This window comes from Spiroplasma ixodetis (assembly GCF_040369795.1).
In the GTDB taxonomy this organism is placed as follows: Bacteria; Bacillota_I; Bacilli_A; order Mycoplasmatales; family VBWQ01; genus Spiroplasma_E; species Spiroplasma_E ixodetis_B.
In genome coordinates, this window is sequence record NZ_AP028955.1 from 1,317,644 (window position 1) to 1,337,810 (window position 20,167).

At 22.6% G+C, this 20,167-nt stretch carries 33 protein-coding genes and 2 pseudogenes; 25 read left to right on the forward strand and 10 right to left on the reverse strand.

What is annotated here, in order from left to right:
* Positions 1 to 17: 17 nt before the first annotated feature.
* The 5 genes from ABWV63_RS09280 to ABWV63_RS09300 all read right to left on the reverse strand — a co-directional run bounded on the left by ABWV63_RS09280 (position 18) and on the right by ABWV63_RS09300 (position 2,148).
* Complete coding sequence (locus ABWV63_RS09280; protein WP_353306127.1) at positions 18 to 428, reverse strand: transposase family protein; 411 nt, start codon at positions 426 to 428, stop codon at positions 18 to 20.
* Between the two features lie 19 nt (positions 429 to 447).
* Positions 448 to 870, reverse strand: coding sequence for a transposase family protein (locus ABWV63_RS09285; RefSeq protein ID WP_353306128.1), 423 nt, complete (start codon positions 868 to 870; stop codon positions 448 to 450).
* Positions 871 to 973: 103 nt separating this feature from the next.
* Entirely contained in the window at positions 974 to 1,147 is a 174-nt protein-coding gene (locus tag ABWV63_RS09290; protein ID WP_353306110.1) for a hypothetical protein, read from the reverse strand.
* Positions 1,148 to 1,260: 113 nt separating this feature from the next.
* A complete protein-coding gene (locus ABWV63_RS09295; RefSeq protein ID WP_353306129.1) occupies positions 1,261 to 1,749 on the reverse strand; it encodes an IS630 family transposase in 489 nt (162 codons plus the stop codon).
* Between the two features lie 12 nt (positions 1,750 to 1,761).
* The gene (locus ABWV63_RS09300) at positions 1,762 to 2,148 is read right to left on the reverse strand and encodes an IS630 transposase-related protein (RefSeq protein WP_353306130.1); all 387 of its coding nucleotides are present in this window, start codon (positions 2,146 to 2,148) and stop codon (positions 1,762 to 1,764) included.
* A 134-nt stretch (positions 2,149 to 2,282) separates the two neighbouring features.
* Between ABWV63_RS09300 and ABWV63_RS09305 the strand changes: the two genes are divergently transcribed.
* The 12 genes from ABWV63_RS09305 (at position 2,283) to ABWV63_RS09360 (ending at position 6,925) form a co-directional block, all read left to right on the forward strand.
* Positions 2,283 to 2,411, forward strand: coding sequence for a hypothetical protein (locus ABWV63_RS09305; protein WP_353306131.1), 129 nt, complete (start codon positions 2,283 to 2,285; stop codon positions 2,409 to 2,411).
* Between the two features lie 35 nt (positions 2,412 to 2,446).
* Positions 2,447 to 2,845: a transposase gene (locus ABWV63_RS09310; protein ID WP_353307238.1), complete on the forward strand. Its 399-nt coding sequence runs from the start codon at positions 2,447 to 2,449 to the stop codon at positions 2,843 to 2,845.
* Positions 2,846 to 2,892: 47 nt separating this feature from the next.
* Positions 2,893 to 3,006 carry a transposase gene (locus ABWV63_RS09315; RefSeq protein WP_353306132.1) on the forward strand — a complete coding sequence of 38 codons (114 nt, stop codon included), beginning with the start codon at positions 2,893 to 2,895 and terminating at the stop codon, positions 3,004 to 3,006.
* Between the two features lie 82 nt (positions 3,007 to 3,088).
* Positions 3,089 to 3,511 carry a transposase family protein gene (locus ABWV63_RS09320; RefSeq protein WP_353306133.1) on the forward strand — a complete coding sequence of 141 codons (423 nt, stop codon included), beginning with the start codon at positions 3,089 to 3,091 and terminating at the stop codon, positions 3,509 to 3,511.
* A gap of 118 nt (positions 3,512 to 3,629) precedes the next feature.
* Positions 3,630 to 3,941, forward strand: a complete 312-nt coding sequence (locus tag ABWV63_RS09325; protein ID WP_353307239.1) for a transposase family protein — start codon at positions 3,630 to 3,632, stop codon at positions 3,939 to 3,941.
* Between the two features lie 195 nt (positions 3,942 to 4,136).
* The gene (locus ABWV63_RS09330) at positions 4,137 to 4,325 is read left to right on the forward strand and encodes a hypothetical protein (RefSeq protein ID WP_353306134.1); all 189 of its coding nucleotides are present in this window, start codon (positions 4,137 to 4,139) and stop codon (positions 4,323 to 4,325) included.
* Positions 4,326 to 4,366: 41 nt separating this feature from the next.
* Positions 4,367 to 4,744 carry an IS3 family transposase gene (locus ABWV63_RS09335; RefSeq protein WP_353306135.1) on the forward strand — a complete coding sequence of 126 codons (378 nt, stop codon included), beginning with the start codon at positions 4,367 to 4,369 and terminating at the stop codon, positions 4,742 to 4,744.
* Between the two features lie 54 nt (positions 4,745 to 4,798).
* Positions 4,799 to 5,179, forward strand: coding sequence for an IS3 family transposase (locus tag ABWV63_RS09340; protein ID WP_353307240.1), 381 nt, complete (start codon positions 4,799 to 4,801; stop codon positions 5,177 to 5,179).
* Positions 5,089 to 5,448 (forward strand): hypothetical protein, encoded by a 360-nt coding sequence (locus ABWV63_RS09345; protein ID WP_353306136.1) that lies wholly within the window; start codon positions 5,089 to 5,091, stop codon positions 5,446 to 5,448. Before ABWV63_RS09340 ends, ABWV63_RS09345 begins: the two co-directional genes overlap by 91 nt.
* A gap of 76 nt (positions 5,449 to 5,524) precedes the next feature.
* Complete coding sequence (locus ABWV63_RS09350; protein ID WP_353307241.1) at positions 5,525 to 5,977, forward strand: IS630 family transposase; 453 nt, start codon at positions 5,525 to 5,527, stop codon at positions 5,975 to 5,977.
* 42 nt (positions 5,978 to 6,019) lie between these two features.
* Positions 6,020 to 6,190: a hypothetical protein gene (locus ABWV63_RS09355; RefSeq protein ID WP_353306137.1), complete on the forward strand. Its 171-nt coding sequence runs from the start codon at positions 6,020 to 6,022 to the stop codon at positions 6,188 to 6,190.
* 30 nt (positions 6,191 to 6,220) lie between these two features.
* On the forward strand, positions 6,221 to 6,925 hold the full coding sequence (locus ABWV63_RS09360) for an Mbov_0401 family ICE element transposase-like protein (RefSeq protein ID WP_353306138.1): 705 nt from the start codon (positions 6,221 to 6,223) through the stop codon (positions 6,923 to 6,925).
* Positions 6,926 to 7,618: 693 nt separating this feature from the next.
* Here ABWV63_RS09360 and ABWV63_RS09365 read toward each other — a convergent pair.
* From ABWV63_RS09365 to ABWV63_RS09375, 3 genes and pseudogenes are all read right to left on the reverse strand, one after another.
* Complete coding sequence (locus ABWV63_RS09365) at positions 7,619 to 7,942, reverse strand: transposase (RefSeq protein ID WP_353307242.1); 324 nt, start codon at positions 7,940 to 7,942, stop codon at positions 7,619 to 7,621.
* Positions 7,943 to 7,965: 23 nt separating this feature from the next.
* A complete protein-coding gene (locus ABWV63_RS09370) occupies positions 7,966 to 8,097 on the reverse strand; it encodes a hypothetical protein (RefSeq protein ID WP_338979449.1) in 132 nt (43 codons plus the stop codon).
* Positions 8,084 to 8,833 (reverse strand): annotated as a pseudogene (locus ABWV63_RS09375) (IS256 family transposase). Before ABWV63_RS09375 ends, ABWV63_RS09370 begins: the two are co-directional and overlap by 14 nt.
* Positions 8,834 to 9,105: 272 nt before the next feature.
* On the opposite strand from ABWV63_RS09375, the gene ABWV63_RS09380 reads away from it, so the two are divergent.
* On the forward strand, positions 9,106 to 9,384 hold the full coding sequence (locus ABWV63_RS09380) for a transposase family protein (RefSeq protein ID WP_353306139.1): 279 nt from the start codon (positions 9,106 to 9,108) through the stop codon (positions 9,382 to 9,384).
* A gap of 7 nt (positions 9,385 to 9,391) precedes the next feature.
* Entirely contained in the window at positions 9,392 to 9,799 is a 408-nt protein-coding gene (locus ABWV63_RS09385; RefSeq protein ID WP_353305654.1) for a transposase family protein, read from the forward strand.
* 95 nt (positions 9,800 to 9,894) lie between these two features.
* On the opposite strand, the gene ABWV63_RS09390 is transcribed toward ABWV63_RS09385, so the two are convergent.
* Positions 9,895 to 10,272, reverse strand: coding sequence for an IS630 transposase-related protein (locus ABWV63_RS09390; protein WP_353306140.1), 378 nt, complete (start codon positions 10,270 to 10,272; stop codon positions 9,895 to 9,897).
* Positions 10,273 to 10,820: 548 nt separating this feature from the next.
* Here ABWV63_RS09390 and ABWV63_RS09395 point away from each other — a divergent pair.
* From ABWV63_RS09395 to ABWV63_RS09435, 9 genes are all read left to right on the forward strand, one after another.
* Positions 10,821 to 11,498: a fructose-bisphosphatase class II gene (locus ABWV63_RS09395; RefSeq protein ID WP_353306141.1), complete on the forward strand. Its 678-nt coding sequence runs from the start codon at positions 10,821 to 10,823 to the stop codon at positions 11,496 to 11,498.
* A gap of 437 nt (positions 11,499 to 11,935) precedes the next feature.
* Positions 11,936 to 12,823 (forward strand): IS630 family transposase, encoded by an 888-nt coding sequence (locus ABWV63_RS09400; protein ID WP_353306142.1) that lies wholly within the window; start codon positions 11,936 to 11,938, stop codon positions 12,821 to 12,823.
* Positions 12,824 to 12,867: 44 nt separating this feature from the next.
* Complete coding sequence (locus tag ABWV63_RS09405; RefSeq protein WP_353306143.1) at positions 12,868 to 13,437, forward strand: GNAT family protein; 570 nt, start codon at positions 12,868 to 12,870, stop codon at positions 13,435 to 13,437.
* Positions 13,438 to 13,550: 113 nt separating this feature from the next.
* On the forward strand, positions 13,551 to 14,081 hold the full coding sequence (gene dcm, locus ABWV63_RS09410; protein ID WP_353306144.1) for a DNA (cytosine-5-)-methyltransferase: 531 nt from the start codon (positions 13,551 to 13,553) through the stop codon (positions 14,079 to 14,081).
* A 288-nt stretch (positions 14,082 to 14,369) separates the two neighbouring features.
* Positions 14,370 to 14,759, forward strand: coding sequence for a DNA cytosine methyltransferase (locus tag ABWV63_RS09415; protein ID WP_353306145.1), 390 nt, complete (start codon positions 14,370 to 14,372; stop codon positions 14,757 to 14,759).
* Positions 14,734 to 14,925, forward strand: coding sequence for a hypothetical protein (locus tag ABWV63_RS09420; RefSeq protein WP_353306146.1), 192 nt, complete (start codon positions 14,734 to 14,736; stop codon positions 14,923 to 14,925). Before ABWV63_RS09415 ends, ABWV63_RS09420 begins: the two co-directional genes overlap by 26 nt.
* Positions 14,926 to 15,034: 109 nt before the next feature.
* Positions 15,035 to 15,244 carry an IS630 transposase-related protein gene (locus ABWV63_RS09425; protein WP_353306147.1) on the forward strand — a complete coding sequence of 70 codons (210 nt, stop codon included), beginning with the start codon at positions 15,035 to 15,037 and terminating at the stop codon, positions 15,242 to 15,244.
* A 66-nt stretch (positions 15,245 to 15,310) separates the two neighbouring features.
* The gene (locus ABWV63_RS09430; RefSeq protein WP_353306148.1) at positions 15,311 to 15,454 is read left to right on the forward strand and encodes a hypothetical protein; all 144 of its coding nucleotides are present in this window, start codon (positions 15,311 to 15,313) and stop codon (positions 15,452 to 15,454) included.
* 93 nt (positions 15,455 to 15,547) lie between these two features.
* A complete protein-coding gene (locus ABWV63_RS09435) occupies positions 15,548 to 16,060 on the forward strand; it encodes a transposase (protein ID WP_353306149.1) in 513 nt (170 codons plus the stop codon).
* Positions 16,061 to 16,102: 42 nt separating this feature from the next.
* On the opposite strand, the pseudogene ABWV63_RS09440 reads toward ABWV63_RS09435, so the two are convergent.
* Positions 16,103 to 17,342 (reverse strand): annotated as a pseudogene (locus ABWV63_RS09440) (IS256 family transposase).
* Between the two features lie 311 nt (positions 17,343 to 17,653).
* Between ABWV63_RS09440 and metG the strand changes: the two are divergent.
* Positions 17,654 to 19,237, forward strand: a complete 1,584-nt coding sequence (gene metG / locus ABWV63_RS09445) for a methionine--tRNA ligase (RefSeq protein ID WP_353306150.1) — start codon at positions 17,654 to 17,656, stop codon at positions 19,235 to 19,237.
* Positions 19,238 to 19,355: 118 nt separating this feature from the next.
* Entirely contained in the window at positions 19,356 to 20,102 is a 747-nt protein-coding gene (locus tag ABWV63_RS09450) for an IS1595 family transposase (protein WP_353306151.1), read from the forward strand.
* The last annotated feature ends 65 nt before the right edge of the window (positions 20,103 to 20,167 follow it).

Sequence of the window (20,167 nt, forward strand, 5' to 3'; positions counted from 1 at the left end):
ATATTAAAAATATTTTTTTATTTTAATGGTTTTGTTTTATTAAAAATTTTACAAAGTAAGTTAAATCTTAAGTACATAAGTCTAAATATACTTTTTCTACATTTATTTATTAAAATTTTGAATCTTTTTAATCAAGCAAAAACATGTTCAACTTTAATTCTAATTTTTGAAATAATTTTATTGTAGATTTTTTCTTGTTTAGTTAATTTTTTATTTTTAGTTTTTTTAATTGGTAATATAGTATTTTTATAAATATTTTGTATTCCTTGATATCCCAAATCACCAATAATTATTGTTTTTTCTGAAAATTCAAGATTTGAATTTTTTAATATTTGAAAATCATGTACTTTTCCATTATCAGCAAAAATATCAACAATTTTTTTATTAAAAAAGTCATATATAATTTGAAATTTTATAGAAAAATTCAACTTTTACCAGAAAAATATTCTAACTGTAGTTTTTTGTAGTTGGTCTTTCAATTTCAATTTCAGTTGAATCAATTAAATAAAATTGAAATTCATTTAAATCTTCTTGTTTTTTCTCAATTTTTGATTTATATTTTGTTTTTAAAAACTGATAATCTTTGTCATCACTAAGTTTATTTTCTACTCAAGTAATATTTCGAAAACAACTTGATGCACTCATTTTATATTTAATACTCATTTGGAAAAAAGTATAATATTCTTTTCAGTATACTAAAGTCATCATCAATCTTTCTTCAACTGAAAGTTTATATTTTCTACCTTTAGTTTTTTTTAAATTTTCTATTTCAATTAATTTTGTTAACATTTCATCAAAATGAAAACGTTTTATACCAAAATATCTATAAAATTGTTCATTTTTTAATTTTTTTAAATTTTCAAAATTCATTTTTATCAACACCTTATTAATTTATTAATAAAGAAATTATAAAATAAATTTTAAATTATTAATTGACTTTTAAAAAATTTATTTACGGAATATGTCTAGTATACTAAAGTCATCATCAATCTTTCTTCAACTGAAAGTTTATATTTTCTACCTTTAGTTTTTTTAAATTTTCTATTTCAATTAATTTTGTTAACATTTCATCAAAATGAAAACGTTTTATACCAAAATATCTATAAAATTGTTCATTTTTTAATTTTTTTAAATTTTCAAACTTCATTTTTATCAACACCTTATTAATTTATTAATAAAGAAATTATAAAATAAATTTTAAATTATTAATTTACTTTTAAAAAAATTATTTATGGAATATTTCTAATGAATCTACTATAGCTAACTAAAGTAATGTTTACTCATATCTTGAAAAACAAAATCAATCGCTTTTTTAATATTTGGCCAATAATTTGGTAATATTTTTCTTATATTATGTTTTATAGCAAATCAAAAATGTTCAATTGGGTTTAAATTAGGAGAATATGGCGGAAGAAATAATAGTTTGCATCCAGCATTTTCAATTAATTGTTGTGTTAATTTAGATTTATGAAACGTTGCATTATCTAAAACTATAATTTGTCCACGCTTGAATACTGGAATTAGTATATTTTTTACATATGATTCAAAAATTTTACTGTTGCAATGTCCTTCAAATGCTCATAGGGCTTTTAATTTACCTTTATTTAGTGAACCGATTATACTCATTCTTTTTATTTTATATGCGGGTTTATTATCAAATAATCTTTTACCTTTTTCAGATCAACCATATTTATAAAATTCATTATCATCAATTCCAGATTCATCAATATATACTAAATCTTCATTCATTATTTTAGCTATTTATTTTAAAAAATATTCTTGTTTATTTTTATCTCTTTGTTCATATAGAAAAGTTTTTTTATATGTATAATTTAGTTTTTTGAAATAGTTATAAACTGTTTCTTTAGTCATATCATCAAATTTTTCAATCACTTTTTGAACTGTAACATCTTTATTTTGCGCTAAATAATTTTTTAATTCATCTAAATCTTTTATTTTGTGGCTATGTCCTTTTTTATAATTCAAAATTGGCTTTATATGCCCAGTTTCTTTTTTTCTTTTTCTTCATAAGAATAAAGTCTTTCTAGTAATATTGAACACTTTACAAATTTCTTTAATTTTCATGTTTTTACTTTCATAGGCTTCTATTACTTTTCTTCGTAAGTCTTCACTGTATGGTTTTGGCATAATTTAATCTTCCTAATCTATTTTAAATATTGCTGAATTGTACTTTTAAATTCAAAAACTGTTTAAATTACATATTATTATTTTACATTATTTATGAGTAAACATTACTTTAGTTAGCTATATATGCAAAAGGCATGACTTTATCAGATATTAGAATGCAGTTACAAGAGTTATATCATGGTGCTGATATTAGTGAAAGTGTTATTAGTCAAATTACTGATGATGTTATTGATGCGTTAAAGCATGACAAAATCGGCCATTAGAAAGTGTTTATCCGATTGTTTATTTTGATTGTATAATAGTTAAAGTACGACAATATAAACGCATTATTAACAAATCAGTTTATATAGCACTAGGAGTTGATTTAGAAGGTAAAAAAGATGTTTTAGGTTTATGAATTAGCGAAAATGAAGGTTCTAAGTTTTGATTATCTAATTTCACAGAAATGAAAAATCGAGGCTTAAATGATGTTCTTATTGCTTGTAGTGACAATTTAACAGGAATGTCAGAAGCAATACAATCAGTTTATCCTAAAACCGAACATCAATTATGCATAGTTCATCAAATTAGAAATAGTTTAAAATATGTTTCATACAAACATAGAAAATCACTAGTTACATATTTAAAACCAATTTATAGTGCATGTAGTGAAGAACAAGCAATGCAAGTGGATGGGTTACACTTTATTGGACACTAATTACGTAGACAAGTGAACAAATTAGTTAAAAGAAAGGAATTATAATTATGGACAATATTAACTCATATTCAGATGAATTTAAAAAACAAATAGTAGCTTTATATCAAAGCGGCAAGTCAGTGTCTTGTCTTGCTAAAGAGTACAATAGACATATTCCGTAAATAAATTTTTTAAAAGTCAATTAATAATTTAAAATTTATTTTATAATTTCTTTATTAATAAATTAATAAGGTGTTGATAAAAATGAATTTTGAAAATTTAAAAAAATTAAAAAATGAACAATTTTATAGATATTTTGGTATAAAACGTTTTCATTTTGATGAAATGTTAACAAAATTAATTGAAATAGAAAATTTAAAAAAAACTAAAGGTATAAAATATAAACTTTCAGTTGAAGAAAGATTGATGATGACTTTAGTATACTGAAAAGAATATTATACTTTTTTCCAAATGAGTATTAAATATAAAATGAGTGCATCAAGTTGTTTTCGAAATATTACTTGAGTAGAAAATAAACTTAGTGATGACAAAGATTATCAGTTTTTAAAAACAAAATATAAATCAAAAATTGAGAAAAAACAAGAAGATTTAAATGAATTTCAATTTTATTTAATTGATTCAACTGAAATTGAAATTGAAAGACCAACTAAAAAAAACTACAGTTAGAATATTTTTCTGGTAAAAGTTGAATGTTTTCTATAAAATTTCAAATTATATATGACTTTTTTAATAAAAAAATGTTGATATTTTTGCTGATAATGGAAAAGTACATGATTTTCAAATATTAAAAAATTCAAATCTTGAATTTTCAGAAAAAACAATAATTATTGGTGATTTGGGATATCAAGGAATACAAAATATTTATAAAAATACTATATTACCAATTAAAAAAACTAAAAATAAAAAATTAACTAAACAAGAAAAAATCTACAATAAAATTATTTCAAAAATTAGAATTAAAGTTGAACATGTTTTTGCTCGATTAAAAAGATTCAAAATTTTAATAAATAAATGTAGAAAAAGTATATTTAGACTTATGTACTTAAGATTTAACTTACTTTGTGAAATTTTTAATAAAACAAAACCATTAAAATAAAAAAATATTTTTAATATTTTTTTAAAAATTTAAATTTTTATTAAGTTAATATAAAAATAATATTAACAATTTTTGTGTTTGAAATATAAATTTATTTTTAAAGTATTTTTTTAAAAAAATTAACTTCTATAATTATTAACACTAAAAAATTTATAAATATTATTATTGAACATTGATTAAATTTATTTACGGAATATGTCTAATATTACAATTTCAGCTACTTATAATTGGATTAAGCAATTTACTAATTCAGGCATTTTTAAAACCAAAGATAACTGTTCTGTTGAAGAAAATGAATTAATTAAATTAAGAAAATGATTAAAACAATTAAGAATGGAAAATGATATTTTAAAGCAAGCAGCACTAATAATATGCATAAAATAGAAATTATTACTAAAAATAAAGTTAAATATAAAATTCGTACAATGTGTCGTTGAGGCTTTTTAAAAATCTATAAATCGACATATTATTTTAATTTCAAGAAAAAAGAAGATAAAATTCAAAATAATATGTATGATGAAGCTGTTATTAGTTGTTTTAAAGAAAATAAAGAAGCTTATGGAACAAGAAGATTAAAAGTTGTTCTAAAAGAAAAGAAAATTAATTTATCAAGACGAAAAATTAAAAAAATTATGAATAAACATAATTTAATATCAAAATACACTAAATTATCATACAAAAATTATCATAATAAAGTCAATGATAGTCAAATTACTAATCTTGTTAATAGAGACTTTAATAATAGACTTAAAAATGAAGTTATTGTTAGTGATTTAACTTATGTTCAAGTTAATGGTAAATAAAACTATATTCGCTTATTAATCGACCTGTACAATCGCGAAATTATTGGACATAGTTTAGGCACTAAAAAAGATGCATCATTAGTATATCAAGCATTTATGTGCTCAAATCGTTGTTTAAAAAATATTCAAATATTTCATAGCGATCGCGGTAATGAATTTAATAATAAAACTATTGATAAACTTTTATTAGTCTTCAATATTACCCGCTCTTTAAGCAAAAAAGGTTGTCCTTATGATAACGCTGTTGCTGAAGCAGCTTTCAAAACTTTCAAAACAGAGTTTATTAATGATAAAAATTTTACATCATTAATCCAATTAAAATTAGAATTATTTGATTATATCAATTGATACAACAACATAAGAATCCACAGCACTCTAAACTACTTAACCCCCATAAAACACCAAGCACAAATGTCTACCAAAAAACAGTCCTAAAAAAGGTTGCCATTCCAAATTTATTCTTATGAAGAAAAAGAAAAAAAGAAACTGGACATATAAAACCAATTTTGAATTATCAAAAAGGACATAGCCACAAAATAAAGGATTTAGATGAATTAAAAAATTATTTAGCGCAAAATAAAGATGTTACAGTTCAAAAAGTAATTGAAAAATTTGATGATATGACTAAAGAAACAGTTTATAACTATTTCAAAAAACTAAATTATACATATAAAAAAAACTTTTCTATATGAACAAAGAGATAAAAATAAACAAGAATATTTTTTAAAAGAAATAGCTAAAATAATAAATGAAGATTTAGTATATATTGATGAATCTGGAATTGATGATAATGAATTTTATAAATATGGTTGATCTGAAAAAGGTAAAAGATTATTTGATAATAAACCCGCATATAAAATAAAAAGAATGAGTATAATTAGTTCGCTAAATAAAGGTAAATTAAAAACCCTATGAGCATTTGAAGGACATTGCAACAGTAAAATTTTTGAATCATATGTAAAAAATATACTAATTGCAGTATTAAAGCGTGGACAAATTATAGTTTTAGATAATGCAACGTTTCATAAATCTAAATTAACACAACAATTAATTGAAAATGCTGGATGCAAACTATTATTTATTCCACCATATTCTCCTAATTTAAATCCAATTGAACATTTTTGATTTGCTATAAAACATAATATAAGAAAAATATTACCAAATTATTGACCAAATATTAAAAAAGCGATTGATTTTGTTTTTCAAGATATGAGTAAACATTACTTTAGTTAGCTATATTATAACCCAAAAACACAAAAAAAGCAATTTGTTTCATTGCTAGATAACTATCTTGGTGTTAAAAAGTATAGTAAATTAGAACCAGATGTTATTAAACAAATTTTAAAATATTTTGCTACTGATAAAAAATATCGTGATGTTTGTGATACTTGTATTGAAGATTTAATAGGTACTAGTACAGTTTTTAGAACATATCAAAAATTTTAATTACCAAAAGCAAATATCCCTAAAATATTATTGCAACCAAATCAAACTTTATATATAAAGTTTGATGATGATCATAGAAAATTTAAGTTTAATGAAAAACACAATAATAAAAATTGTAAAAAATGTTCTATGAGATTAATAATATTTTGTACTGGTAAAAAGAAAAATGGAAAATTAATTAATAAAAGAGCTACATGTCAAATAAGAGTATCAAAAACAGAAATTGGTGCTGAAAAAACTGCAAAATTAATTGAAAAATATGGTAATTTATTTTTTGAAAATTTTGAACAAGCAAATTTAGTAGTTTGTGGAGATAGTGCAAAATGAATTAAAAAAACTGCTACAATTTTAAATGCTAAATTTATTTTAGATAAATTCCATGCTTTTCATGTTTTATTTCTTGGTATAATGGCAGGAAGAAGAAAAAATCAAATTGCTAAATTACACTATCAAAATGCAATGAATTTATTTGAAAAAGGTCAATATTATGAATTAATTGATTCTTTACAGTCATTAACTTTGCAATATAAAAAATTAAAAGTTGGTTATTTTATTAATGCAAAAGATGGTTTATTAAACCAAGCATTAGTCGAAAATATTGGTTGCTTTACTGAAACTCATATTAAACAAATTTTAAAGAATATGATTGGTGATAGAACTTATAACATTGATATGTATACAAAAATGGTTAATTTTAAATGCTATCAAATAAATACTACCATCCAATTATTATAAATTAACTACTTGAATTTAAAAATAACTAAAAATAAATTAAAAATTATTAACGTAAACTTTAATAAGAATTTTTGAATTATAAAATTAAGTATTATTGTTGACTAATATTTAGTAAGTGTTAAGATTAACATACAATTTCATATTGAAGTCAAAATTATTATCGTCTAACTTAATAATTTTAAGAAAAATTTAAATATTATTGACAACATCGGTATGCTACCAATTAATTTAATAAATAAAAATTTTTTAATATCAATATTTAACTATCGAGTGCAAGGAATTGTTACCAATTCAAATAAGTTAAATAGTATTTAAAAAATAATCTAAAACATATTTACTTATAAATATATAGTAACATAATTCATCAAAATATCAATAAATATACAAACAAAAAGTAAGCATTATCATTCCTTACACGGATAACAATAATAATTACTACAATTAAATTATAACAAAAACACAAAAAAATACAAATATTACAAAAAATATTAAAAATATAATTAATGTAAAATTATTTTTTGATAAAAATACTTTTTCAATTTTACTTTTATCAAAAAAACTTTATAAAGAAAATCTAAAACATCTTTTTTATTAAAGGATTTTATCCCTTTATGTACTATTTTTAAATTTTATCACATAAATGGAGATAAAAGCCTATCTAGGAAATTATCCCCACATGTATAACTAACTAAATTAATGTTTACTCATATATTGAAAAACAAAATCAATCGCTTTTTTAATATTTGGTCAATAATTTGGTAATATTTTTCTTATATTATGTTTTATAGCAAATCAAAAATGTTCAATTGGATTTAAATTAGGAGAATATGGTGGAAGAAATAATAGTTTGCATCCAGCATTTTCAATTAATTGTTGTGTTAATTTAGATTTATGAAACGCTGCATTATCTAAAACTATAATTTGTCCATGCTTTAATACTGGAATTAGTATATTTTTTACATATGATTCAAAAATTTTACTGTTGCAATGTCCTTCAAATGGAGGCTTTTTAAAAATCTGTGTATCTTTTTACAAAGTTACTAGTTTAGATTAATTCTATCTTCAAATTTTATCATAAAATGAGCAATTGCTGTATTTCAATTTTGAATGGGCATTGTCCATTTTTTTGTTATATTTTCAATTGCTAAGTAAAATATTTTAAAAACTGCCATATCATTTGGAAAAAAATTTTTTATTTCTAATAACTTTTCGTAATTGACTATTAACAGATTCAATAGCATTTGTTGTATAAATAACTCTTTTGATTTCTGCAGGATAACTAATAAAAACCATTAAATTATCTCAATTTTTATATCATGATTTAGCAATTTGAGGATATTGTTTATTTCATTTACTTTCAAAAGATTCTAAAGCTTGCATTGCTTGTTCTTCACTACATGCACTATAAATTGGTTTTAAATCTGTAACTAGTGATTTTATATGTTTGTATGAAACATATTTTAAACTATTTCTAATTTGATGAACTATGCATAATTGATGTTCGGTTTTAGGATAAACTGATTGTATTGCTTCTGACATTCCTGTTAAATTGTCGCTACAAACAATAAGAATATCATTTAAGCCTCGATTTTTCATTTCTGTGAAATTAGATAATCAAAACTTAGAACCTTCATTTTCACTAATTCATAAACCTAAAACATCTTTTTTGCCTTATAAATCAACTACTAGTGCTATATAAACTGATTTGTTAATAATGCGTTTATCTTGTCGCACTTTAACTACTATACAATCAAAATAAACAATCGGATAAACACTTTCTAATGGCCGATTTTGTCATGCTTTAACATCATCAATAACATCATCAGTAATTTGACTAATAACACTTTCACTAATATCAGCACCATGATATAGCTCTTGTAACTGCATTCTAATATCTGATAAAGTCATGCCTTTGGCATATAATAGACATATTCCGTAAATAAATTTTTTAAAAGTCAATTAATAATTTAAAATTTATTTTATAATTTCTTTATTAATAAATTAATAAGGTGTTGATAAAAATGAATTTTGAAAATTTAAAAAAATTAAAAAATGAACAATTTTATAGATATTTTGGTATAAAACGTTTTCATTTTGATGAAATGTTAACAAAATTAATTGAAATATAAAATTTAAAAAAAACTAAAGGTAGAAAATATAAACTTTCAGTTGAAGAAAGATTGATGATGACTTTAGTATACTGAAAAGAATATTATACTTTTTTCCAAATGAGTATTAAATATAAAATGAGTGCATCAAGTTGTTTTCGAAATATTACTTGAGTAGAAAATAAACTTAGTGATGACAAAGATTATCAGTTTTTAAAAACAAAATATAAATCAAAAATTGATAAAAAACAAGAAGATTTAAATGATTTTCAATTTTATTTAATTGATTCAACTGAAATTGAAATTGAAAGACCAACTAAAAAAAATACAGTTAGAATATTTTTCTGGTAAAAGTTGAATGTTTTCTATAAAATTTCAAATTATATATGACTTTTTTAATAAAAAAATTGTTGATATTTTTGCTGATAATGGAAAAGTACATGATTTTCAAATATTAAAAAATTCAAATCTTGAATTTTCAGAAAAAACAATAATTATTGGTGATTTGGGATATCAAGGAATACAAAATATTTATAAAAATACTATATTGCCAATTAAAAAAACTAAAAATAAAAAATTAACTAAACAAGAAAAAATCTACAATAAAATTATTTCAAAAATTAGAATTAAAGTTGAACATGTTTTTGCTTGATTAAAAAGATTCAAAATTTTAATAAATAAATGTAGAAAAAGTATATTTAGACTTATGTACTTAAGATTTAACTTACTTTGTGAAATTTTTAATAAAACAAAACCATTAAAATAAAAAAATATTTTTAATATTTTTTTAAAAATTTAAATTTTTATCAAGTTAATATAAAAATAATATTAACAATTTTTGTTTTTGAAATATAAATTTATTTACGGAATATGTCTAATATATAATACTAAATATTCATTCATTATTTTAGCTATTTCTTTTAAAAAATCTTCTTGTTTATTTTTATCTCTTTGTTCATATAGAAAAGTTTTTTTATATTTATAATTTAGTTTTTTGAAATAGTTATAAACTGTTTCTTTAGTCATATCACCAAATTTTTCAATCACTTTTTGAACTGTAACATCTTTATTTTGCGCTAAATAATTTTTTAATTCATCTAAATACTTTATTTTGTGGCTATGTCCTTTTTGATAATTCAAAATTGGTTTTATATGCCCAGTTTCTTTTTTTCTTTTTCTTCATAAGAATAAAGTCTTTCTAGTAATATTGAACACTTTACAAATTTCTTTAATTTTCATGTTTTTACTTTCATAGGCTTCTATTACTTTTCTTCGTAAGTCTTCACTGTATGGTTTTGGTATAATTTAATCTTCCTAATCTATTTTAAATATTGCTGAATTGTACTTTTAAATTCAAAAACTGTTTAAATTACATATTGTTATTTTACATTATTTATGAGTAAACATTACTTTAGTTAGCTATATATTATCATAAAATAATAAAAAAAGTATCAAAGTTTACACTTGCAGTGAAAAATGATACTTAACTAATTAATTCTTTTTTATTTTCTTACTAGATTTAATTTATTTAATCTGTCAAAATTTTTATTTTAAATTATAAAACTTTAAAATAATTTTTCATGAAATAACTTTTGAAAATTATTAAAGTTTTTCATATTTTTTAGGTAGTGTTTTTTAAATTCAAAATTTTGTGCATAAATTTTTTGTAAAACTAAGTATCAATAGCGTTAATATTTAAAAGTAATAAAAAAGAGATTTAATAATTAATTTTTTTGTTAAAAATTATCATATAATTAACAATGAACATTTTAATTATGGAGAAAAATATGAATAAGAATATGTATTTAATTAGAGCAGTAGAAATAGCAACAATTGCTGCTTATAAATTTATTGGTCATAAAGATAAGAACGCTGTTGACTTTGCTGCTGTTGAAGCAATGACAATTATGTTAGATAATGTCCCTATTAAATGTCGTATCATCGTTGGTGAAGGTGAGTTAGATCAAGCCCCAATGTTATTTGTTAATCAAGAACTAGGAAAAGGAAAAACTTTAACTTATGATTTAGCAGTTGATCCAGTAGAAGGTACTTATCCTGCTGCTTATAATATTGCTGGTAGTATTGCTTGTTTAGCAGCATCAACACCCAATACTATTTTAAAGTTACCAGAAATGTATATGGAAAAATTATTTGTTGGACCCGATTTACAAGATGCTATTAACAATGAAGATGATTTTATTACTAATATTAAAACTATGCAAAAAATTAAAAAACATAATGATTTAATTGGTATTATGTTAGATAAACCAAGACATCAAAAAATAATTGAAAAGTTGCATGATTTAGGTATTATTGTTCGTTTAATTGGTGATGGTGATGTGCTTGCTGCTATTGATATTATTAACAAGGAAGCAGATTTTGTTTATGGTATTGGTGGTGCTCCTGAAGGGGTGTTAATGGCAACATTAGCATTAAGTGATGGTGGCGATATAAAACTAAGTTAATTTCCTATCAAACAATATGACCTACTGATGAAGATACTAAGATTCGTGTTAATATTGAAGATATTGCTATTAAAAAATATAAATTATCGTATAATAAATATTATTTTGCTAAAGATTTAGTAAAAGATGAAAATGTCCGTTTTGTTGATGCAGGTTTAACAGTTGGTGGAAGTTTAAAAGCAATTAAATATTATTATGGTACATATTATTTAAATACTTTTTTTGTATCGCATGGTGTTGTTAGAAATATGGAAGTTACTTATAGTGTTAGTCAGGTTAATAAACTATTGCCAAGTGTTGAAAAAATTATGAAAATATAGCTAACTAAAGTAATGTTTACTCATAAATAATGTAAAATAATAATATGTAATTTAAACAGTTTTGGAATTTAAAAGTACAATTCAGCAATATTTAAAATAGATTAGGAAGATTAAATTATGCCAAAACCATACAGTGAAGACTTACGAAGAAAAGTAATAGAAGCCTATGAAAGTAAAAACATGAAAATTAAAGAAATTTGTAAAGTGTTCAATATTACTAGAAAGACTTTATTCTTATGAAGAAAAAGAAAAAAAGAAACCGGGCATATAAAACCAATTTTTAATTATCAAAAAGGACATAGCGACAAAATAAAGGATTTAGATGTATTAAAAAATTATTTAGCGCAAAATAAAGATGTTACAGTTCAAAAAGTAATTGAAAAATTTGATGATACGACTAAAGAAATAGTTTATAACTATTTCAAAAAACTAAATTATACATATAAAAAAACTTTTCTATATGAACAAAGAGATAAAAATAAACAAGAAGATTTTTTAAAAGAAATAGCTAAAATAATGAATGAAGATTTAGTATATATTGATGAATCTGGAATTGATGATAATGAATTTTATAAATATGGTTGATCTGAAAAAGGTAAAATATTATTTGATAATAAACCCGCATATAAAATAAAAAGAATGAGTATAATTGGTTCACTAAATAAAGGTAAATTAAAATCCCTATGAGCATTTGAAGGACATTGCAACAGTAAAATTTTTGAATCATATGTAAAAAATATACTAATTCCAGTATTAAAGCGTGGACAAATTATAGTTTTAGATAATCCAACGTTTCATAAATCTAAATTAACACAACAATTAATTGAAAATGCTGGATGCAAACTATTATTTCTTCCACCATATTCTCCTAATTTAAATCCAATTGAACATTTTTGATTTGCTATAAAACATAATATAAGAAAAATATTACCAAATTATTGACCAAATATTAAAAAAGCGATTGATTTTGTTTTTCAATATATGAGTAAACATTACTTTAGTTAGCTATATATAATAAATATGTTTAAAAATATTTAAAGGAGAAAATTATGAATGATATTGATCGTTTACCTGCCATCCCAGTTTTAGAAAGTCAACGTTTAAAACTACGTCCTATTACTTTAAATGATGCACAAGCGTTATTTAATTATGCAAAGAATGAAAATATGACAAAATATGTACCGTGAAAAGCTCATAAAAGTATTAATGATAGTATTGGTTTTATTAATTATTTATTACAAGAATATAAACAATTAAGTTCTTTAATGTGAGCAGCGCAATTAAAAGATGATAAAACTAATACGATGATTGGTACTTGTGGCTTTATTAGATATTTTGCTCACACTAAATGTTTGAAAATAGGTTATGCTTTTAATCCAAAAGAATTGGGTAAAGGTTATGCCAAAGAGGCGTTGTTAACTGCTATTAAGTACGGATTTGAAAATACTGATAGTATTAGAATTGAAGGCAGTTGTGTTAAAGAAAACATTGCTTCAGCGAAAACGATGGAAAGTGTTGGTATGAAGTTTGAAGGATTTTCCCGTAGTAATTTTATTAAAGATGGTAAAGTCAGTGATTGTAAAATATTTAGTATTATTCGTAGTGAGTATTTTAAATAATATTTTAATATTATTTAAAGAGTAGCTTTATAGAGTTTTTTTGTTAAAATAATTACAATTATTAAATTGTTATATTATTTAAAACAATATAAAATTCTTAGTAGGTGGAAATTATGAAAACTATAAAATTTATAGATTTATTTTCTGGCATTTGTGGTTTTCATTTAGCTTTACAAGACTGATCATCAGAATTATTTTTAGCATGTGATATAAATCCATATTGTAAAAAAGTTTATATAGATAATTTTAATCGGATAAGTATTCTCAGTGATATTAGAGAAATTGATGAAAATAAGATTCCTGATTTTGATTTATTATGTGCCGGTTTTCCTTGTCAACCTTTTTCAAAAGGTGGTTTTCAAAAAGGCTTTAATGATAATAGAGGAACTTTATTTTTTGAAGTAGTCAGAATTTTAAGAACAAAAAAACCTAAATTTATTATTTTAGAAAATGTTAGTAGTTTAGTTACACATGATAATGGTAACACTTTTAAAGTAATAACCAGTGAGTTAGAAAAATTGGGTTATTTAATACCAGAAAACCCATTAATTATTGATAGTTTAGATGTAGGAATACCAATGTATAGAAAAAGAATATATATTCCAGGCATTAGAAAAGATTTTATAAACTCTGATAAAATTTAGGTAAATATATTTTGGATATAGAAAATAAATCAAAGTTAAACCTTAGTATTTGAGATTTTATATATAAAACAAAAGTTGATGATAAATATTATTTAGAAGAGTATCAATTAAATTTATTAAATATGTGAGATGAATTTTATAAAAATATTGATATTAAAATTATTGGATTTCCAATTTGAACAGATATATTTAGTAAGTATAATTTTTATAAAATGAATTTAGCAACTTTTACCAGATTGAAAACAAAAGATTATTATAAAAAATTTAAATTTATATGAAAGAAATAAATTGTTTATTATTAATTGGCTAAAAAAATATGATAATTTAAATTGAATTAAAAATTCTTCACATAAAAAATTTGAATGACAAGCAGGTGACAATATTAATTCAATTTGAGAAGGAATTATTCAATTTAGACCTTCGGGAGTAAGAGTAAAAAAATCTGATGTATTATCTACTCTTGTAGCAATGAATCACCCTCAAATTATTGGAAAATATAAGAGATATATTACTCCGGATGAAATTAAATCATTTCAGCGTTTTCCTAAAGACTTTAAGTTAATAGATAATGATAATATTTCTAGAAAGCAATTAGGTAATACAATAACTATAACTGTAGCCAAAATAATTTTGAAAGGTTTATTGAAGTTTTATGATGAAAATAGAACAAGCGACTAAGAATGGTATTGTAGTTATGAACTATAATAATGTTTTAAAGTCAAAGTTAGATATACTCAATATTCTTAATAAAGATATAAATAAATTTAATGACATTTCAATTAATCTTAAAAATAAATATTTTAGTATTAATTATAAAAACGAAACTATAAATATAGCTAACTAAAGTAATGTTTACTTATAAATAATGTAAAATAATAATATGTAATTTAAACAGTTTTTGAATTTAAAAGTACAATTCAGCAATATTTAAAATAGATTAGGAAGAATAAATTATGCCAAAACCATACAGTGAAGACTTACGAAGAAAAGTAATAGAAACCTATGAAAGTAAAAACATGAAAATTAAAGAAATTTGTAAAGTGTTCAATATTACTAGAAAGACTTTATTCTTATGAAGAAAAAGAAAAAAAGAAACCGGGCATATAAAACCAATTTTGAATTATCAAAAAGGACATAGCCACAAAATAAAGTATTTAGATTAATAAAAAAATTATTTAGCGCAAAATAAAGATGTTACAGTTCAAAAAGTAATTGAAAAATTTGATGATATGACTAAAGAAACAGTTTATAACTATTTCAAAAAAATAAATTATACATATAAAAAAACTTTTCTATATGAACAAAGAGATAAAAATAAACAAGAAGATTTTTTAAAAGAAATAGCTAAAATAATGAATAAAGATTTAGTATAGGTAATGTTTAGTAATCTGTGTAACTTACAAAAATAACTATGTTTAATTAATTATAGTAAATAAAATTAAATAAATAGAAAGAGTGAGTTACGTATGTCTAAAAAACAAAATATTAATAATAATGATCCAATATCAAAAGCAGTAGATTTATTACTAGAAAATACTGAAGATTTAACAAAATTTTTTAAAGAGGGAGGTTTGTATAAAGAATTAACAAAAAGATTAGTTGAAAAAATGTTGAATTATGAAATGCAAAATTATTTAGGATATGAAAAAAATCAACATAATACTAGTGAAAATGCTCGCAATGGTATAAGTTCAAAAAAATTAATAACCCAACAAGGTAAAATTGAGATTAATGTACCACGAGATCGTAATAGTAATTTTGAACCAGTAATAGTTGCAAAAAGACAAAGAAGATTTGATGGTTTTGATCAACAAGTTCTTTCATTATATGCCAAAGGCATGACTTTATCAGATATTAGAATGCAGTTACAAGAGTTATATCATGGTGCTGATATTAGTGAAAGTGTTATTAGTCAAATTACTGATGGAGGATTTTTAAAAATCTGTGTATCTTTTTACAAAGTTACTAGTTTAGATTAATTCGAGGCTTTTTAAAAATCTGTGTATCTTTTTACAAAGTTACTAGTTTAGATTAATTCTATCTTCAAATTTTATCATAAAATGAGCAATTGCTGTATTTCAATTTTGAATGGGCATTGTTCATTTTTTTGTTATATTTTCAATTGCTAAGTAAAATATTTTAAAAACTGCCATATCATTTGGAAAAACTTTTTTTATTTCTAATAACTTTTCGTAATTGACTATTAACAGATTCAATATCATTTGTTGTATAAATAACTCTTTTGATTTCTGGATGATAACTAATAAAAACCATTAAATTATCTCAATTTTTATATCATGATTTAGCAATTTGAGGATATTGTTTATTTCATTTACTTTCAAAAGATTCTAAAGCTTGCATTGCTTGTTCTTCACTACATGCACTGTAAATTGGTTTTAAATCTGTAACTAGTGATTTTCTATGTTTGTATGAAACATATTTTAAACTATTTATAATTTGATGAACTATGCATAATTGATGTTCGGTTTTAGGATAAACTGATTGTATTGCTTCTGACATTCCTGTTAAATTGTCACTACAAGCGATAAGAATATCATTTAAGCCTCGATTTTTCATTTCTGTGGAATTAGATAATCAAAACTTAGAACCTTCATTTTCACTAATTCATAAGCCTAAAACATCTTTTTTACCTTCTAAATCAACTCCTAGTACTATATAAACTGATTTGTTAATAATGCGTTTATCTTGTCGTACTTTAACTACTATACAATCAAAATAAACAATCGGATAAACACTTTCTAATGGCCGATTTTGTCATGCTTTAACATCATCAATAACATCATCAGTAATTTGACTAATAACACTTTCACTAATATCAGCACCATGATATAACTCTTGTAACTGCATTCTAATATCTGATAAAGTCATGCCTTTGGCATATAATGAAAGAACTTGTTGATCAAAACCATCAAATCTTCTTTGTCTTTTTGCAACTATTACTGGCTCAAAATTACTATTACGATCTCGTTGTACATTAATCTCAATTTTACCTTGTTGAGTTATTAATTTTTTTGAACTTATACCATTGCGAGCATTATCACTATTATTATGTTGATTTTTTTCATACCCTAAATAATTTTGCATTTCAGAATTCAACATTTTTTCAACTAATCTTTTTGTTAATTCTTTATATAAACCTCCCTCTTTAAAAACTGTTGTTAAATCTTCAGTATTTTCTAGTAATAAATCTACTGCTTTTGATATTGGATCATTATTATTAATATTTTGTTTTTTAGACATACGTAACTCACTCTTTCTAGTTATTTAACTTTATTTACTAGAATTAATTAAACATATTTATTTTTGTAAGTTACACAGATTACTAAACATTACCGTTATTTCACGCGTAAATAGTGATTATCAGTTTTACTTAAATGTTGATATAGATGCTGTTAACTCTGATAATGGTTTTAATAAAAATCAATATCAACAAAAATGTTCCATTTTATAAAAAAATAAAGATTAATAAAATATTATTAATTTAAATAAGTATTACAATAAATAATACTATTTTAATGTAAAATTATAATTATTAAATTTAGGAGCAAATAATGACAAAAAAATTTTATATTACTACCCCTATTTATTATCCTAGTGCTAAGTTACACTTGGGACATGCTTATACAACAATTATTGCTGATGTTTTAGCACGCTATAAGAAAATGCAAGGTTATGAAGTATTCTTTTTAACCGGAAGTGATGAACATGGTCAAAAAATTGCTAAAAAGGCGGATGAAAATAAACAAACTCCACAAAAATTTGTTGATGATATTGTTGTTGGGTTTAAGAATTTATGGAAAAACTTAAATATTGATTATGATAAATTTATTAGAACAACTGATAAAAATAATATTTTAAGTGTTCAGAAAATATTCAGCAAATTATTAAAACAAAATGATATTTATTTGGGAAAATATGAAGGCTCATATTGTATTTCTTGTGAAGAATTTTTGACAGATAGTCAAATTAATAAAACTAATAATACATGTAAAATATGTCAAGGTAATATTACTACTTTATCAGAACCATCATATTTTTTAAAATTGGAAAAATATACCAAACAATTATTAAAATATTATGATGAACACCCATTATTTTTATGACCACTTAATCGTAAAACGGAAATGATTAATAATTTTATTACGCCAGGCTTAGAAAATTTAAGTGTTACTAGAACGAGTTTTACTTGAGGCGTACCAGTATTAGAAAATCCAAAACATGTTATTTATGTTTGAATTGATGCATTAAGTAATTATTTAACAGGATTAGGTTATTTACAAGATGATGACATTAATTTTAAAAAATTTTGACTAGATTCAAATTGTGAAATTGTGAATTTAGTTGGTAAAGAAATTAGTCGTTTTCATATGATTTATTGACCAATTTTATTAATGGCATTAAACTTGAGACAACCAAATCGAATTTTGGCTCACGGTTGAATTACTAATGAAGAAGGAAAAATGTCAAAATCAAAAGGTAATGTTATTGATCCTTTAGTATTAGTAAATCGTTATGATGCAGATGGATTACGGTTTTTTTTAATGAAAGAAATTATTATTGGTCATGATGCAAAATATAGTCATGAATTATTTTTAAATTGTTATAACTCTTATCTTGTTAATGATTTAGGTAATTTGCTTTCGCGAACAGTTACAATGATCATTAAATATTGTGATGGTAAAATTCCCAAAGTTAATTTAAATAAGTTGCAACCAGAAGCAATAGAAATAATTAAAATTATTAAAAGTACTATTAATGATTTTAATATTGAAATGGATGAATATCAAATTCATGAAGCAATTAATGTCGTTTTTAAATTAATAACTAGTGGTAATAAATTAATTGATTTAACAAAACCATGAAATTTACATAAAAATAATAAAACTATTGAATTACATAATATTTTAAATTTATTAGCAAATATTTTAATTATTAGTAGCGCTTTATTAAGTCCGATTTTGGTTAATAGTTCATTAAAAATTAATGAACAATTGGGTGTCTTAAAAATTACTAAGCCAATATTCAATATTAACTTGAATGAAGTTTTTAATAAATCTGTTAATAAAAAAGAGTTATTATTTCCAAGATTAAATATTGAAGATGAATTATCATTTTTAAAAAATGCATTTAAATAAAATTGGAAATTATCCCCACATGTACTAGTGTCGAGTAAAAAATGAATTGAAATGAATTCAATAGCATATATTTCAAAATGAAAACGATTGTTTGAAATATATAGCGAAGTTGAAAGTAATGAAATGTATCAGGTGTGCTTCTTCTAGTTTGAATGTTTCTGATTTGAGAAGAATAAGATGTTTGAAATGTCATCAAATATTTAGTATTCTTCATGACACCATTTTTCACAAGTCACAAACACCTTTGACATCTTGGTTTTATCTCATCTTTAGATGGATAAACACAAAGCATGGTATGCCATCAACAGATGTTGCAAGGGAATTGGGTGTGACATATAAAAAAGCTTGAAGAATGGGTCATGAAATCAGAACTAGAATTTGGAATCAAGATGCAGGGTTCATTTATGATGGCACAGCACATATGGATGAAATGTATCTTTCACATGTAAGTTTTAAAAAACAAGGAAGATCCTTGTTGAATAAAACCTTGATTGTTGGAGTTTATGAGAAAACCAGCAACAAACTAATTGTGAAAGTATTGAAAAAAGCAGATGAGAAAAACCTTTTATGATTTGCATTGAAACACATTTCTACTGGGCGTTGTCTATTTGCGGATTCTTGGAAGGGATATGGAAGTTTCAAAAACTTCTATCACAAACATGAAATCGTAAATCATGAAGTTGGATATGTGTCATCAACAGGTGTAAACACAAACCAGATTGAATCTGCATGAAAACACATCCGACGAACTTTCCGAACACACATAAAAGTTTCAAAACATAATATTCATTTATATGCAAAAGAAGCTGCATATAAATTTAATAAGATACCTATTTTTGAAACTATAATTTTGTGTTTGATTTAGATACATGTGGGGATAATTTCCTAGATAGGCTTTTATCTCCATTTATGTGATAAAATTTAAAAATA